Annotated in this window: 17 protein-coding genes; 14 read left to right on the top strand and 3 right to left on the bottom strand. The window is 63.8% G+C overall.

The window, feature by feature from the left end:
- Positions 1 to 10 precede the first annotated feature (10 nt).
- Positions 11 to 247: a hypothetical protein gene (locus tag AWB74_RS01620; RefSeq protein WP_061145000.1), complete on the bottom strand. Its 237-nt coding sequence runs from the start codon at positions 245 to 247 to the stop codon at positions 11 to 13.
- Positions 248 to 398: 151 nt separating this feature from the next.
- On the opposite strand from AWB74_RS01620, the gene AWB74_RS01615 reads away from it, so the two are divergent.
- Positions 399 to 695 carry a YciI-like protein gene (locus tag AWB74_RS01615; protein WP_061144999.1) on the top strand — a complete coding sequence of 99 codons (297 nt, stop codon included), beginning with the start codon at positions 399 to 401 and terminating at the stop codon, positions 693 to 695.
- Between the two features lie 14 nt (positions 696 to 709).
- Here AWB74_RS01615 and AWB74_RS01610 read toward each other — a convergent pair whose 3' ends face one another.
- Both AWB74_RS01610 and AWB74_RS01605 read right to left on the bottom strand, forming a co-directional pair.
- Positions 710 to 1702 carry a LysR family transcriptional regulator gene (locus tag AWB74_RS01610; protein WP_061145264.1) on the bottom strand — a complete coding sequence of 331 codons (993 nt, stop codon included), beginning with the start codon at positions 1700 to 1702 and terminating at the stop codon, positions 710 to 712.
- A 189-nt stretch (positions 1703 to 1891) separates the two neighbouring features.
- Positions 1892 to 3157, bottom strand: coding sequence for a mechanosensitive ion channel family protein (locus AWB74_RS01605; RefSeq protein WP_061144998.1), 1266 nt, complete (start codon positions 3155 to 3157; stop codon positions 1892 to 1894).
- A 176-nt stretch (positions 3158 to 3333) separates the two neighbouring features.
- Here AWB74_RS01605 and AWB74_RS01600 point away from each other — a divergent pair, with 176 nt between their 5' ends.
- From AWB74_RS01600 to hutC, 13 genes are all read left to right on the top strand, one after another.
- On the top strand, positions 3334 to 4308 hold the full coding sequence (locus tag AWB74_RS01600) for a MurR/RpiR family transcriptional regulator (protein WP_061144997.1): 975 nt from the start codon (positions 3334 to 3336) through the stop codon (positions 4306 to 4308).
- Positions 4305 to 5270: an isoaspartyl peptidase/L-asparaginase family protein gene (locus AWB74_RS01595; RefSeq protein WP_061144996.1), complete on the top strand. Its 966-nt coding sequence runs from the start codon at positions 4305 to 4307 to the stop codon at positions 5268 to 5270. The genes AWB74_RS01600 and AWB74_RS01595 overlap by 4 nt, the downstream gene beginning before the upstream one ends.
- Complete coding sequence (locus tag AWB74_RS01590; protein ID WP_061144995.1) at positions 5267 to 7165, top strand: dipeptide ABC transporter ATP-binding protein; 1899 nt, start codon at positions 5267 to 5269, stop codon at positions 7163 to 7165. Before AWB74_RS01595 ends, AWB74_RS01590 begins: the two co-directional genes overlap by 4 nt.
- Before the next feature lie 47 nt (positions 7166 to 7212).
- On the top strand, positions 7213 to 8766 hold the full coding sequence (gsiB, locus tag AWB74_RS01585; RefSeq protein WP_061144994.1) for a glutathione ABC transporter substrate-binding protein GsiB: 1554 nt from the start codon (positions 7213 to 7215) through the stop codon (positions 8764 to 8766).
- Between the two features lie 46 nt (positions 8767 to 8812).
- Entirely contained in the window at positions 8813 to 9733 is a 921-nt protein-coding gene (gsiC, locus tag AWB74_RS01580; protein WP_061144993.1) for a glutathione ABC transporter permease GsiC, read from the top strand.
- A gap of 7 nt (positions 9734 to 9740) precedes the next feature.
- Positions 9741 to 10631: a glutathione ABC transporter permease GsiD gene (gene gsiD, locus AWB74_RS01575; RefSeq protein ID WP_061144992.1), complete on the top strand. Its 891-nt coding sequence runs from the start codon at positions 9741 to 9743 to the stop codon at positions 10629 to 10631.
- Entirely contained in the window at positions 10628 to 11620 is a 993-nt protein-coding gene (locus AWB74_RS01570; protein ID WP_061144991.1) for a P1 family peptidase, read from the top strand. The genes gsiD and AWB74_RS01570 overlap by 4 nt, the downstream gene beginning before the upstream one ends.
- Positions 11617 to 12438 (top strand): M55 family metallopeptidase, encoded by an 822-nt coding sequence (locus AWB74_RS01565; protein WP_061144990.1) that lies wholly within the window; start codon positions 11617 to 11619, stop codon positions 12436 to 12438. The genes AWB74_RS01570 and AWB74_RS01565 overlap by 4 nt, the downstream gene beginning before the upstream one ends.
- A gap of 89 nt (positions 12439 to 12527) precedes the next feature.
- On the top strand, positions 12528 to 12746 hold the full coding sequence (locus AWB74_RS01560; protein WP_061145263.1) for a hypothetical protein: 219 nt from the start codon (positions 12528 to 12530) through the stop codon (positions 12744 to 12746).
- Positions 12747 to 12778: 32 nt separating this feature from the next.
- Positions 12779 to 13156 carry a fluoride efflux transporter CrcB gene (crcB, locus tag AWB74_RS01555; RefSeq protein ID WP_061144989.1) on the top strand — a complete coding sequence of 126 codons (378 nt, stop codon included), beginning with the start codon at positions 12779 to 12781 and terminating at the stop codon, positions 13154 to 13156.
- 127 nt (positions 13157 to 13283) lie between these two features.
- Positions 13284 to 13763: a GNAT family N-acetyltransferase gene (locus AWB74_RS01550; RefSeq protein WP_061144988.1), complete on the top strand. Its 480-nt coding sequence runs from the start codon at positions 13284 to 13286 to the stop codon at positions 13761 to 13763.
- A 123-nt stretch (positions 13764 to 13886) separates the two neighbouring features.
- Positions 13887 to 15416: a histidine ammonia-lyase gene (gene hutH, locus AWB74_RS01545; RefSeq protein WP_087038738.1), complete on the top strand. Its 1530-nt coding sequence runs from the start codon at positions 13887 to 13889 to the stop codon at positions 15414 to 15416.
- Positions 15413 to 16108, top strand: a complete 696-nt coding sequence (gene hutC, locus AWB74_RS01540) for a histidine utilization repressor (RefSeq protein WP_061144987.1) — start codon at positions 15413 to 15415, stop codon at positions 16106 to 16108. Before hutH ends, hutC begins: the two co-directional genes overlap by 4 nt.
- Positions 16109 to 16149 lie beyond the last annotated feature (41 nt).

Genomic DNA, 16149 nt, shown 5'->3' with positions numbered 1-16149 from the left:
TGCGTCTCTTTCAGCGTGCGCGCGGATTCAATTCGGAGAAAAACTTGAGCATGCGCTTGCAGGCGATACCGAGCCATGACGGCTCGGCGGGCGCGGCTTCATTGCTGTTCACCGAGAGCGCGACGAGCGACATCATGGAGTGGGAACGAATCAGCGTGCGGTACGATGCGTCGAGGGGCGACGTCCATGCGCACGTGCGGCAATCGTGCTTCGTGCACGTGTTGCAGGGAGGTTGATCGCGGTTCATGGCAGAGTCCTTTTCCAGTACCCGCACATGATGTTCGATAAGCTTTCGTAAGGCGATCAGAGGGTTCCGATTGAACTCTTGGTTTCTGTCTCGGAATTAGGACAAACTAGGCAGATAAGCCGGGCACTGTTGCACCGAAAAGGAGAAGGCGATGCACTACCTGTTGATTTACGAGCTACGTTCAGACTATCTGGAGCGCCGCGCGCAATTTCGCGACGCGCATCTCGCCCTGGCGTGGGCGGCTGTCGAACGGGGCGAGATCGTGCTCGCCGGCGCGCTCGACGCACCCGCTGACCGCGCGATGCTGCTGTTCCACAGCGATTCGCCCGCCGCGGCGGAAGACTTCGCGAAGCACGATCCTTACGTGACGAACGGGCTGGTCGAGCGCTGGGAAGTGCGCAAGTGGAACACGGTCGTGGGCGCGAGCGCCGCCACGCCCGTGCGATAGCCACAGCGCGAATATCACGCGTCGGCGGTTGCTTCCTCTGGACGATCGCGGCGCGTGGAACCGCGACGCTGCGCCGAGCGATACAGGCTCGTGAGCGTATCGTCGATTTGTTGCGTGCGGTCGAACAGTGCTGCGAGCCAGTCGACGAACGCCGAGACGCGCGGCGTCGCCTGGCGGCTCTTCAGAAACGCGACCGAAACCTTCAGCGGCGGCGATTTCCACTGCGGCAGCACTTCGAGCAATTGTCCCGAGCGCAGATAAGACTGCGCTGCGATACGCAGCGGCTGAATCAGCCCGAGCCCTTCGATGCCGCACGCCAGGTACGCATGCTCGTCGGCGACCTGCACGAAACCGCGCATCTTCATCGTGACGGGCTCGCCGTCCACATCGAAATCGAAATCGGCGGGGCGGCCGCTCTTCGCCGACAGACAATTCACCGCGACATGCTGCGCGAGCTCGTCGAGCCTCTGCGGCGTGCCGTGCTTGTCGAGATAGGCAGGGCTCGCGCACGTCACCTGTTCGAGCACGCCGAGCCGCCGCGCGATCAGCCCCGAGTCGGGCAATTCACCGAGCTGCACGCTGCAGTCGACCCCTTCGCCGACGAGATCGACATTGCGGTTGCCGATGCCGATCGACAGCTCGATCTGCGGATAGCGCGCGTGAAATTCCGGCAGCGCGGGCACGACGATGGAAGTCGCGACGGTGTCCGGCATTTCGACGCGCAGCCGTCCGCGCAGGCGCTCTTCGCCCGCGCCGAAACCGGATTCGAGTTCGTCGATGTCGGCGAGGATTTGCGCGCAGCGTTCGTAATAGGCGGCGCCATCGACGGTGAGATTCAGGCGCCGCGTCGTGCGTGCGAGCAATTGCACGCCGACGAGCGCTTCGAGTTGTTGCACGGTCGTCGAAACACTTGCGCGCGGCATGCCGAGCGACTCGGCCGCACGCGTGAAACTGTTCGTATCGACGACACGCGTGAAGACACGCATGGCATGGACGCGATCGATCACGTTGAGTTTTCCTTTTATGACGATTGAATGGCGATGCGCAAGAAAAAACGACGCCACCGCGGCTATGAAGCTGCGGAAAACGGGCGCATCGGCGATGGTTAGATCGTACGGACGGGAAGCGTCAACGTGAATACACAAAACTGGAGGATTCTTGCCTGATTCTTTGCGGCGCGCTTGTGGCGAGGTGAATCAGAGCATCGGCATTTCACCGCGCAGACGGCCCGCGAAGCCGGTCATGTCCGCACCCGAAGGCGATTGATAAAGCCGCAGGCCCATCTCCGGAAGGATCGACAGCAGATGATCGAAGACGTCGCCCTGAATGCGTTCGTATTGCGTCCACGCGGTCGTCGCGGTGAAGCAGTAGACCTCGACCGGAATGCCCTGCGATTCGGGCTCCAGCATGCGGACCATCATCGCCATGTCCTGACGGATTTCCGGATGCCGCTGCAGATACGCGAGCCCGTACGCGCGAAACGTGCCGATATTCGTGAGCCGCCGCCGGTTCGCAGGCTCGTTCGCGAGTTCGCCGAGATTGCGGTTCGCCTGTTCCACTTCCGTCTGCTTCTGCTCCAGATAATCGTGCAGCAGGCGAAAGCGTTTCAGTCGCGCGGTCTCTTCGTCAGTGAGAAAGCGCACGCATTGCGCGTCGAGCCGCAGGGTGCGCTTGATGCGCCGACCGCCCGATTCGAACATATGCCGATAGTTGCGATAGCTCTCCGAAAAGAGCTTGTAGGTCGGCACGGTCGTCACGGTGTTGTCCCAGTTCTGCACCTTGACCGTATGCAGCGCGATGTCCTTCACGAAGCCATCGGCGGCGGCTTGCGGCATTTCGATCCAGTCGCCGATGCGCAGCATGTCGTTCGATGTCAACTGCGTGCTCGCCACCAGCGACAACAACGTGTCCTTGAACACGAGCAGCAGCACGGCGGAGAGCGCCCCGAGCCCGGAGAGCATCCAGAGCGGCGAGCGGTCGATGAGAATCGAGAGCACCAGCACGCCGCACACGAGCGCGAGCGCGAGCTTGCCGATCTGAATATAGCCCTTGATCGAGCGCGTCTGCGCTTCCTTGCTTTCCGCATAGACGTCCTGCCACGCGGAGAGTGCGCTGCCGGCCGCGAAGAACACGCAGATCCATGCGCCGGCATGCGCGACGCGTTCGATGAACGTGGCCCAGTGACCGATGCGCGGCACGTCGCCGATGCCGAGCGCGACTGTCGCGAAGGGCACCGCGTACCAGAGCCGGTGATAAGCGCGGCGCTTGATGAATGCGCGATCCCATTTCGCATGTCCGGCGAGCACGAGCAAACGATGCGCGATGCCCAGCACGATCCGCGCGACCACCCATTGCACGAACAGCGCGATCAGCGCGAGCGCGATGAAGCCCGCGACCAGTTGCGCCCACGGATGAGCGGCGAGTTGCTGCGGCAGCGGATCGGGAAGGAAGTCGAAATTCATACTTGTTGATGAGAGCAGGGCGGTGCGCCCGGTATTGTGCATGAACGGTGCATCGGAATCTGCTGACTTGCACGTCTTATCGAAAACCCGAGTTCGATGAAAATGAATTTTTTTCGGCGGGCTTTTCGAGTAAATATACTTTCATCGCCACTCTGGCAACGTCAGCAGAGCGTTTCATGTCCCGTTCCTTATCGGTTCATGCGCCGGCGAGCGCAGACGATCTGATCGCGGCGCGCATCGCCGCGGCCATGCCGACGCTCACGCCGATCCATCGGCGCATGGGTGCGTTCGTGCTGGCCAACCTGTTCCGCTCGGCGACGATGCGCATCGACGAGCTGGCGGGCGCAGTGGGCGCGTCGGTCGCGACGGCGAACCGGTTTGCGCGCGCGCTCGGCTTTTCCGGCTATCCGGCATTTCGCGAGGCGCTCGTGCGCGGCTTCGAGGCGACCATCGCGCCGGTCGAGCGGCTGCGCACCGCGCTCGAATCGCCGGCGAGCGGCGCGGAAGTCTTCGATGCCTCGCTCGCGCAGGCCGCTGCGAATGTGCGTCTGGCCCAGACATCCGTCGATGGTGCGCGGGCCGAGGCGATCATCGACGCCATCCTTGCCGCGCCACGCGTCTTCGTGATCGGTTATGGCGCGAGCGCGTTTCTCTCCGGGCTGATGGAGCACGGGCTCACGCCGTATTGCGCCAATGTGCAGTCGCTCGCGCTGATGGGCGGGCCGTCGCACGCGGCGCGCCGGCTTTTCACGGCAGCGCGTGGAGACGTGCTCATCGCGATCGCGTTTCCGCGTTATGTCGACGACACCATCGTGCTCGCGCGGCTCGCCCGCGATCATGGTTTGCGCGTCGTCGCGCTGACCGACAGCGCCACGTCGCCCCTCGCGCAAGTCGCGGACCTCGTGCTCGCGATCCGCGCTGAACGCAGGCTCGCGGCGAACTGCGACACGGCGGTGCTCGCGGTCATCGAAGCACTGTGCGATGCCGTCGCGCATCGCGCGAAGCGATCGGTCGAGGCGGCGTCGGGGTTGACCGAATTTGTGCTGCCGTGGCTCGTTGCACCGTCGCTTTCACGAGAGCCGCATGCCGTGCACGCCAGGCGCCGCACACACGCGAAAAGACCCATTCACACGGAACCGCGCGAATCATGAAGGCCACACCAGTCATTGCGATCCACGGCGGCGCGGGCACGATCCTGCGCCAGGCCATGAACGCCGAAGCCGAAGCGCGTTATCACGCAGCGCTCACGGATATCCTGCGTGCAGGCGAACGCATTCTCGCCGATGGCGGCAGCGCGCTCGACGCCGTCACCGAAGCGGTGCGTCTGCTCGAAGACTGTCCGCTCTTCAACGCGGGCCACGGGGCGGTGTTCACCGCGGCCGGCACGCACGAACTCGACGCCTCCGTGATGGACGGCGCGACACTAGAAGCCGGCGCCATCAGTTGCGTGACGCGCGTGAAAAACCCGGTGCTCGCCGCGCGCCGCGTGCTCGACGTGAGCGATCACGTGATGTTCACCGCTGCGGGCGCGGAAGCGTTTGCAGAGGCGCAAGGCCTCGAATTCGTCGATCCGTCGTACTTCTACACGGAGGCGCGTCATCAGCAATGGATGAAGGCGCGCGGCACATCGGGCACGATGCTCGATCACGACGCGATGACCAAATTCGCGTCCGATAACGATCTCATCGATCCCGACAAGAAGTTCGGCACGGTCGGCGCGGTCGCGTTCGACGCGCACGGCCATGTGGCGGCGGCGACGTCGACGGGCGGCATCACCAACAAGCAGGCGGGCCGCGTCGGCGATGCGCCTTTGATCGGCGCGGGCTGCTACGCGAACGACGCCACCTGCGCCGTATCGACCACCGGGACGGGTGAAATGTTCATGCGCATGCTCGCGGCCTACGACGTATCAGCGCAGATGGAATATCGCGGCGTGTCGCTCGAAGACGCATCGAACGATGTCGTGATGAACAAGCTGCCGCGTATCGAAGGACGCGGCGGTCTCGTCGCCGTCGATGCGAAGGGCAACGTCGTGCTGCCGTTCAATACGGAAGGCATGTATCGCGGCTTTGCGCGCGTGGGCGAGACGCCTTTTACAGCGATCTATCGATGACGACACTGACCTTGCCCGATGCCCGCGTGATCGATGTGCGCGATCTGTCGGTCTCGTTCCGCTCGCGCTCTCGCACGATCGAAGCCGTGCGCAACATATCGTTCACCGTGGATCGTGGCGAGACGCTCGCGATCGTCGGTGAGTCGGGCTCGGGCAAGTCGGTCACATCGCTCGCGCTGATGCGTCTCGTCGAGCATGGCGGCGGTCAGATCGTCGCGGGCAGCATCGCGTTTCGCGGGCGCAACGGCCGCGTGCTGGATCTTGCGAAAGCGTCATCGGCGACCATGCGCGGCGTGCGCGGCGCCGATATAGCGATGATTTTCCAGGAACCGATGACATCGCTCAATCCGGTGTTCACGGTCGGCGATCAGATCGCGGAAGCCATCGCGCTGCATCAGGGCAAGAGCCATTCCGAAGCGCGCAACGAAGCGCTGCATCTGCTCGATCTCGTGCGCATTCCCGAAGCGAAGCGCGTATTCGCGCGTTATCCGCATCAGTTGTCGGGCGGCATGCGCCAGCGCGTGATGATCGCGATGGCGCTTTCATGCAAACCCGCCCTGCTGATCGCCGACGAGCCGACCACCGCGCTCGACGTCACGATTCAGGCGCAGATCCTGCAACTCGTTCGCGGCCTTCAGGACGAGATGAACATGGGCGTGATCTTCATCACGCACGACATGGGCGTGGTCGCGGAAGTGGCGGATCGCGTGCTCGTGATGTATCGCGGCGAGAAGGTGGAGGAAGCGCCATCGGACACGCTGTTCCACGCGCCGCGGCACGCTTATACGAAGGCGCTGCTCGCCGCCGTGCCGACGCTCGGCGCGATGCGCGGCACCGACCGTCCCGCGAAATTCCCGATCCTCGAAGTCGAGCCGGTGAACACTGCACCCGACGATGCGAGCGCGTTGCGGCCATCGGAAGCGGTCGAGAAGGAAAAGCAGCCGGCCGTCGATGAAACCGTGCAGCCGATCCTGCGCGTGCGCGATCTCGTCACGCGCTTTCCGGTCAAGAGCGGCCTGTTCGGGCGCACGACGGCGGCCGTGCATGCGGTCGAGCGCGTGAGCTTCGAACTGCGTCCGGGCGAAACGCTCGCGCTCGTCGGCGAATCGGGCTGCGGCAAGTCGACGACGGGACGCTCGCTGTTGAGGCTCGTCGAGAGCCAGAGCGGGTCCATCGAATTCGACGGGCGCGACATCAGCAAGCTCGAAGGCCACGCGCTGCAAACCCTGCGGCGCAATATCCAGTTCATCTTTCAGGACCCGTTCGCGTCGCTCAATCCGCGCCTGACGGTCGGCTTTTCGGTGATGGAGCCGCTGCTCGTGCATGGCGTCGCGAGCGGGAAGGAAGCGCAGGCGCGCGTCGACTGGCTGCTCGAAAAAGTCGGCCTGCCGCCGGAGGCCGCGCAGCGTTATCCGCATGAATTCTCGGGCGGTCAGCGGCAGCGCATCGCGATTGCACGGGCGCTCGCGCTGAACCCGAAAGTCGTGATCGCCGACGAATCCGTCTCCGCGCTCGATGTTTCCGTGCGCGCGCAGATCGTCAATCTGATGCTCGATCTGCAGCGCGAACTCGGCGTCGCGTATCTCTTCATCTCGCACGACATGGCGGTCGTGGAGCGCGTGAGTCATCGCGTGGCGGTGATGTATCTCGGGCAGATCGTCGAGATCGGGCCGCGCGCGGCCGTGTTCGAGGCGCCGCGTCATCCGTACACAAGGAAATTGATGAGCGCGGTGCCGGTCGCCGATCCGTCACGCCGGCACGCCAAACGCATGCTCGCCGCCGACGAAATACCGAGCCCGATCCGCAAGCTCGGCGATGAGCCCATCGTCGCAAAACTGGTTGCCGTCGGACCGGATCATTACGTTGCCGAGCATCACGTCGGCGGCGCTTACTGAAAGTAACTGAGAGCACCTCGAAAAGCACTTCAACAAGGAGTCCAACGATGCCGACTTTTCAATTGCGCGCGATGTTCGCAGCAAGCGCGTTCGCCACACTGACCGCCCTCGCGCCCGTCGCCGCGCATGCGCAAAGCACCGCCGTGATGGCCGTCGCCTCGACCTTCACGACGATGGATCCGTACGACGCCAACGACACGCTCTCGCAAGCGGTCGCGAAGTCGTTCTATCAGGGCCTTTTCGGCTTCGACAAGGACATGAAGATCCAGAACGTGCTCGCGACGAGCTACGAAGCGAGTCCCGATGCGAAGGTGTACACGATCAAGCTGCGCCAGGGCGTGAAGTTTCACGACGGCACCGACTTCAACGCGGACGCCGTGAAAGCCGTGTTCGACCGCGTGACGAATCCGGACAACAAGCTCAAGCGCTACAACCTCTTCAACAAGATCGAGAAGACCGAAGTGATCGATCCGTACACGGTGAAGATCACGCTGAAGATTCCGTTCTCGGCGTTCATCAACGTGCTCGCGCATCCGTCGGCGGTGATGATCTCGCCGACCGCGCTGCAAAAGTACGGCAAGGAGATCGCGTTTCATCCGGTCGGCACGGGGCCGTTCGAGTTCGTCGAATGGAAGCAGACCGACGACCTGAAGGTGAAGAAGTTCGCGGGCTACTGGAAGAAGGGCTTGCCGAAGATCGACATGATCGACTGGAAGCCGGTCGTCGATAACAACACGCGCGCCGCGCTCATGAAGACGGGCGAGGCGGACTTCGCGTTCTCGGTTCCGTTCGAGCAGGCCGATTCGCTCAAGTCGAGCCCGAAGGTCGATCTGATCGCGGCGCCGTCGATCATTCAGCGCTACGTCAGCATGAACACGCTGCAAAAGCCCTTCGACAACCCAAAGGTGCGCGAGGCGATGAACTACGCGATCAACAAGGAAGCGCTCGTCAAGGTCGCGTTCGCGGGTTATGCCGTGCCGGCCGAAGGCGTCGTGCCGCCAGGCGTCGATTACGCGACGCCGAAGCTCGGCCCCTGGAAATACGATCCCGCGAAGGCTCGCGAACTGCTGAAGGAAGCGGGCTATCCGAACGGCTTCGAAACCGTGCTGTGGTCGGGCTATAACCACACGACCGCGCAGAAGATCATCCAGTTCGTGCAGCAGCAGCTTTCGCAAGTGGGCGTGAAGGCATCGGTCGAAGCGCTCGAAGCGGGGCAGCGCGTGCAGCGCATCGAGAGCGCGCCCGATCCGAAGACCGCGCCGGTGCGCATGCTCTACATCGGCTGGTCGTCGTCGACGGGCGAAGCGGACTGGGCGATCTCGCCGCTGCTCGGCGGCTCGTCATCGTTCCCGCCGAAGCTCTTCAACACGGCGTACTACAAGAACGATCAGGTCGATGAAGACTTGCAGAAGGCGCTCGCGACGACCGACCGCAGCGAGAAAGCGAAGCTCTACACCGATGCGCAAAAACGCATCTGGGCCGATGCGCCGTGGATCTTTCTCGTCACGGAAAAGGTCGTGTATGCGCGCAGCAAGCGTCTGTCCGGCGCGTACGTGATGCCCGACGGCTCGTTCAGCTTCGACGAGATCGCGATCAAGTGATGAACCGGCCGGGCCCGCGCGGCCCGGCCACAATCGACCGGACACGATGCTCAATTTCATCGCCAAACGCTTGTTAGGCTTGCTGCCGACGCTCTTCATCGTCGCGGTACTGGTGTTCTTCTTCGTGCACATGTTGCCGGGCGATCCGGCGCGACTCGCGGCGGGCGCGGAAGCCGACGAAGCGACCGTCGCCCTCGTGCGCGCCGATCTCGGCCTGGACAAGCCGCTACCGCAGCAACTGGTGGGCTTCTTCGGCAAGATCGCGCATTTCGACTTCGGCATGTCGACGCGCAGCAAGCGGCCCGTATCGACGGAAATCGCCGAGCGTTTCATGCCTACGTTGTGGCTCACGATCGCGAGCATGGTGTGGGCGGTGATCTTCGGGATGGCGATCGGCATCGTGTCGGCGGTATGGCGCAATCGCTGGCCGGATCGCCTGGGCATGACGCTCGCGGTGTCGGGCATCTCGTTTCCGGCCTTCGCGCTTGGGATGCTGCTGATGGAAATTTTCTCGGTGAAGCTCGGCTGGCTGCCCATCGTCGGCGATGGCTCGTGGCAAAGCTATGTGCTGCCGTCGCTCACGCTGGGCGCGGCGGTCGCGGCGGTGATGGCGCGCTTCACGCGCGCGTCGTTCGTCGAGGTGCTCGGCGAGGATTTCGTGCGCACCGCGCGCGCGAAGGGCGTGCATGAACCGATGGTCATCGTGAAGCATTGCCTGCGCAACGCGATGATTCCCGTCGTCACGATGATGGGTCTGCAGTTCGGCTTTCTGCTCGGCGGCTCGATCGTCGTCGAGAAGGTGTTCAACTGGCCGGGCCTCGGGCGCCTGCTCGTCGATGCGGTCGAAATGCGCGACTATCCGGTGATTCAGGCGGAAGTGCTGCTGTTCTCGCTGGAGTTCATCGTGATCAATCTGGTCGTGGACGTGCTGTACGCGATCATCAATCCGACCATCCGATTCAAGTGAGAACCCGATGAGCGCAACAGCCGAAACGCCTGTCGCCGCCGCGCAGGAAATCCGCACGCCGTGGACCGAATTCTGGCGCAAGTTCAAACGGCAGCATGTCGCAATGGTCGCGGCCGGCTTCGTGCTGCTGCTGATCGTGATCGCGATCGTCGCGCCGTATATCGCGCCTTACGATCCGGAGAATTATTTCGATTACGACGCGCTCAACGCCGGTCCTTCCGCCGCGCACTGGTTCGGCGTCGATTCGCTGGGACGCGACATTCTGAGCCGCATACTCGTCGGCAGCCGCATTTCGTTGTCGGCGGGTCTGCTCTCGGTCGTGATCGGCGCGGTGATCGGCACGTTCTTCGGCCTGCTCGCCGGTTACTACGAAGGCTGGTGGGATCGCATCGTGATGCGCATCGCCGACGTGCTGTTCGCGTTCCCCGGCATTCTGCTCGCGATCGGCGTGGTCGCGATTCTCGGCAACGGTATGGTGAACGTCGTGTGCGCGGTCGCGATCTTCAGCATTCCCGCGTTCGCGCGGCTCGTGCGCGGCAATACGCTCGCGCTGAAACACCTCACGTATATCGAGGCGGCGAAGAGCATCGGCGCATCGGACTGGACGATACTCGCGCGGCACATTCTGCCGGGCACGATATCGTCGGTGGTCGTGTACTTCACGATGCGCATCGGCACGTCGATCATCACGGCGGCGAGTCTCTCGTTCCTCGGGCTCGGCGCGCAGCCGCCCACGCCCGAGTGGGGCGCGATGCTCAACGAAGCACGCGCCGACATGGCGATGGCGCCGCACGTCGCGATCTTCCCGAGCCTCGCGATCTTCTTGACGGTGCTCGCGTTCAATCTGCTCGGCGACGGCCTGCGCGACGCACTCGATCCGAAGCTCGACCGGCCATGATGCGCGACGATCCGGGCTCGATCGCCGATGTGAGCGGCGTGACCGTCGGTCACTGCACGCTTGCGCAAGGCGCGATTCAAACCGGCGTGACGGTCGTGCGTCCGCACCCGGGCGATGTATATCGCAACAAGGTGCCGGCCGCGGCATGCGTGATCAACGGCTTCGGCAAGAGCGTCGGACTCGTTCAGATCGATGAACTCGGCGTGCTCGAAACGCCGATCGCGCTGACCAACACGTTCGGCGTCGGCACGGTGGCGAATGCGCAGATTCGCGCGGCTATCGCGGCTAACCCGCGCATCGGACGCGAAGAGCCGAGCGTGAATCCGCTCGTGTTCGAGTGCAACGACGGCTATCTCAACGACATGCAGGCGTTCGCCGTCGACGAAGCGCACTACGCGAGCGCGCTCGATGCTTGCAGCGCGGATTTCGCACGCGGCGCGGTGGGCGCGGGACGCGGCATGTCGTGCTTCGAGTTGAAGGGCGGCATCGGTTCGGCTTCGCGCACTGCGCGCATCGGCGAACATGCTTACACGACCGGCGCGCTCGTGCTCGCGAACTTCGGACGCTTGTCGCAACTGATCATCGCGGGCGAAGCGGTCGGACGGAGACTGCAAGGCGAAGCGCACGCGAAGCCCGAGCAAGGCTCGATCATCATGCTGATCGCAACCGATGCGCCGCTCGACGCGCGTCAACTGCGCCGCCTCGCGATGCGCGCCGCGGCCGGTCTCGCGCGCACGGGCTCGGTTTACGGTCACGGCAGCGGCGATATCGCGCTGGCCTTCACGACCGCGTACACGGCGCCGCACGATGCGGACTTCATCGCGCTGCCGCTGCTCATCAACGACGCGCGGCTCGATCCGCTGTTTCAGGCCGCCGCCGACAGCGTCGAGCAGGCGATCCTCGATGCGCTCTTCAGCGCCGAAACGGTCGCCGGCCGCGACGGCCACAGGCGCGTTTCGCTTAACGAAGCATTGAAGACACGAACATGAAAGTGCTGATCTCGGTGGATATCGAAGGCATCGCGGGCGTGTTCCATCCGGAGCAGACGCGGCCGGGCAACGTCGAGTACGAACACGCGCGCCGCTGGATGACGCACGAGGCGAACGCAGCCGCACAAGGCGCGTTCGATGGCGGCGCGTCGCAGGTGTGGATCAACGATTCGCACGGCGGCTTTCGTAATCTGATGCCCGATCTGCTCGATCAGCGCGCGCGCCTCGTGCTCGGCAAGCCGCGAACGCTCGGCATGATGGCGGGGCTGGAGGCATCGCCGGAAGTGGTGTTCATGATCGGCTATCACGCGCGCGCGCAAAGCCGCGGCATTCTCGCGCATACGATCAACAGCGCCGCGTTCGCGCGTGTTTCGCTCGATGGCGACGAGGTCGGTGAGGCCGGACTCTACGGCAGGCTCGCGGAGGAACACGGCGCGTGCGTCGCGCTGCTGACCGGCGACGACGTGTTCGGTGCCGAAACGCTGCCCGCATTTCCCGGCGCGCGTTTTCTCTGCGTGAAGACCGCGCACGGCTATTCGAGCGGCGTGACGGAAACACCGGCGGCCGCGTGCGAAGCGATCCGGCTCGCCGCGCGCGAGACGATCGAGGGCGCGTCATCGGGCCATGCGCGGCGTCCGGCGCGCACGGAGCATCGATGCGAATTGCGCGCGCAAACCACCGCGTTCGCCGATCTCTTCTGCCAGTGGCCGACGCTCGAACGCATCGATGCGGTGACGCTCGCTTTCGACGCGCCTTCGGTCGAACACACTGTGCGAATACTCAATTGCCTGTCGGCAATGTCCTTCATGATACGGTGAGAGTTTGAACCACGCGCTTTGAGTATCGTTAGAATGGAGCTACTCGCAAGGCTGGCTCTGGTTTTGACGTGTTTTTGCAGACGACGCTCATGCACACTGTGAAGCTCGAACACAACGATGACGAGGTCCTCGACCCCGCCGATCCGCAACTCGTCGTGCGCGGCTCGCTTTTCATCGACGGCCATGACGCCGGCTGCTGGGAAGCGCGGCGCGACGGCACGTGGGCGGCGCATGTGCGGCACCGGGACGGCTGGATCGTCGAGCCGAGCCGCGGTGCGCTGATCGACCGGCTCGCCCGCGAGGCTTAACGAAGTTAATTTCGAACGATTTCACACATTTCATGTATCTGTCGATCATCGCCGTTGGGCTCGGCGGCGGACTGGGATCGCTGCTCAGATGGGTCCTCGGTCTGCGTCTGAATGCGATATTTCCGAATCTGCCGCTCGGCACGTTCGCGGCGAACGTCATCGCGGGTTACATCATCGGCGTGGCGGTCGCCTTTTTCGCACGCTTTCCTGATATTTCGATCGAATGGCGGCTCTTCATCATCACCGGGCTGATGGGCGGGCTGTCCACCTTTTCGACGTTTTCTTCCGAAGTGGTTGCGCATCTCGAGCAAGGGCGGCTCGGCTGGGCGCTCGCGGAGATCGCGATCCACGTCGGCGCGTCGCTTCTGATGACCGCGCTCGGCATCGCGACGGTCGCGGTGGTTTCCTGAAGAGCGAACCGGCGGCGCGTCTATCCAATTTCAGCGTCTTTCCACAGATTTTTTCCCGCGTTTTTAACGCTAGACCCTCGCTGCTTTTGCAGCGGTTTTTTCTTTTGACAGTAACGAAGGTGATGAAATGCCAGGGCTGCCGCTCATCGAAGTCAGACCGTATCGTGCCAAGGATCTCGACGGTGTGATCGATCTGTTCCAACGCGCCGTTCGCGAAACGGCTTCGGCCGACTATAACGAAGCGCAGATCGAAGCCTGGGCGCAAGCCGACCGCGACGAATGGGAGCTCGCGCGCGTGAGCCGCCCGACGTGGGTCGGTCTCGTCGACGGCGAGCTCGCCGGTTTCGCCGATCTTGCAAAGAACGGTCTGATCGACATGATGTTCGTCGATCCGCAGCACCAGCGCAAAAGCGTCGCGACATCCCTGCTCGCACGCATCGAGGCCGAAGCGGAGGAACTCGGCCTGACCACGCTGCACACCTACTCGAGCGTCACGGGGCGGCCGTTCTTCGAATATTGCGGCTTCACGATGCTGCTCGCGCGCGCGGTCATCGTGCGTGAACAGCGCTTCGTCCAGTTCGTGATGGAAAAGGTGCTGGAATCGTAAAATCTGTATAGACAAGAATCTTCGATTCATCCGGGCGGTCCTAGTGATTATCCCGGATATCCCCTTGTTTCGTCCTTCTTGCCCGTTTAGACTTGAGTCTAACTTGTATAGACAGGACGAATCATGATCAAGCTCACGCCCGGAAAGCTGACTCTGCCGCAACTGCGCCGCATCGCGCGAGGTTCGGACACGCTCGAACTCGATCCCGCCAGCTTCGATGCGATCGACGCCAGCGCGCGCGCCGTCGCCGCGATCGCCGCGAAGGGCGATCCCGCTTACGGCATCAATACGGGCTTCGGACGGCTCGCCAACACGCACATTCCGGCTGACCAGCTCGAACTGCTGCAGAAGAATCTGGTGCTGTCGCATGCGGTGGGCGTTGGTGAACCGATGTCGCGTCCGGTCGTGCGGCTTTTGATGGCGCTCAAGCTGTCGAGCCTCGGGCGCGGTCATTCGGGCATCCGCCGCGAAGTCATCGACGCGCTCATCACGCTTTTCAATGCCGACGTGCTGCCGGTCATCCCGGTCAAGGGCTCGGTCGGCGCATCGGGCGATCTCGCGCCACTCGCGCATATGTCGACGGTGCTGCTCGGCCTGGGCGACGTCACGATTCGCGGCGAACGCGCAAGCGCGCTCGACGGCCTGACGGTCGCGGGCCTCAAGCCGCTCACGCTGCAGGCGAAGGAAGGGCTCGCGTTGCTGAACGGCACGCAGGCGTCGGCGGCGCTGGCGCTGTACAACCTGTTCGCGATCGAAGATCTGTTCCGCACCGGGCTCGTCGCGGGCGCGCTGTCGGTGGATGCGGCGGCGGGCTCGGTCGTCCCGTTCGATGCGCGCATCCACGAGCTGCGCGGGCATCGCGGGCAGATGGAGGCGGCCGGCGCGTATCGCACGCTGCTGAAGGGCTCGGGCATCAACCTGTCGCACGCGGATTGCGACAAGGTTCAGGACCCGTACAGCCTGCGCTGCCAGCCGCAGGTGATGGGCGCGTGTCTCGACCAGATGCGCCACGCGGCTGAAGTCCTGCTGATCGAATCGAACGCCGTGTCCGACAATCCGCTGATCTTCCCCGACACCGGCGAAGTGTTGTCGGGCGGCAACTTCCACGCGGAGCCGGTCGCATTCGCCGCCGACAATCTCGCGCTTGCCGCAGCCGAAATCGGCGCGCTGGCGGAACGCCGCATCGCGCTTCTGATCGATGCGACGCTCTCCGGCCTGCCGCCTTTCCTCGTGCGCGACGGCGGCGTGAACTCCGGCTTCATGATCGCGCATGTGACGGCGGCCGCGCTCGCATCGGAGAACAAGACGCTCGCGCATCCGGCATCGGTCGATTCGCTGCCGACGTCCGCGAATCAGGAAGATCACGTCTCGATGGCGACCTTCGCCGCGCGCAAGCTCGGCGACATCGCCAGCAACACGGCCAATATTCTCGCGATCGAGCTGCTCGCGGCGGCGCAGGGCGTCGATCTGCGCGCGCCGCATCAGACCAGCGCGCCCTTGCTCGAAGTGATGAAGACGCTGCGCGCGCACGTCCCGCACTACGATCTGGACCGCTACTTCGCGCCGGACATCGCCTCGATCGCGAAGCTCGTGCAGGACGGCGTGATCGGGCAGCACAGTCCGCTCGCGTTCGCGTCGGAAGAGCCTGTATGAACACGCCCGCGTATCAGGAGATCAAGGATTACATTCTCCGGCGCATTCATATAGGCGAGTGGAAGGAGGGCGATCAGGTGCCCTCCGAGAACGAGCTCGCGCGCGAATTCAAGGTCGCGCGCATGACCGTGAACCGCGCGTTGCGCGAGCTGACCGCCGATCAGGTGCTCACGCGCGTGCAGGGCGCGGGCACGTTTGTCGCGCAGCCGAAATACGCGTCGACGCTCGTCGAGATTCGCAGTATTTCCGATGAAATCGTCGCGCGCGGGCACGTGTATCGTGCGCAGGTGTTGCATCTCGGCGCATCGATCGTCGATGAAACGCTCGCCGCCGAAATGCATCTTACGGTCGGCAGCCCGGTGTTTCATTCGCGCGTGCTGCACTTCGAAAACGACGAGCCGGTGCAGATGGAAGAGCGCTACGTGAATCCCGCGCTCGCACCGGAATACGCGCGCCAGGATTTCACGACGATCACGCCGAACCAGTACCTGATGTCCGCCGCGCCGTTGCAGCGCGTCGAGTACCGGATCGAGGCGGCGGTGCCGGCGGCGGAGATCCGTCAGGCGCTCGCGATGAAGGAGCACGAGCCGTGTCTGATGCTGCATCGGCGCACGTGGTCGCGCGATGCGGTCGCCTCGGTCGCGAATCTCTGGCATCCGGGCGATCGTTATCAATTCACCGGACATTTCTAATCGCATGATGATTCGCGCGACGGGGCGGTCCGGCGCGCTTC

It is taken from the genome of Caballeronia arvi (assembly GCF_001544695.2).
GTDB lineage: Bacteria > Pseudomonadota > Gammaproteobacteria > Burkholderiales > Burkholderiaceae > Caballeronia > Caballeronia arvi.
Note: the sequence above shows the minus strand (reverse complement) of the source record. Positions and strands in the feature narration are given on the sequence as shown.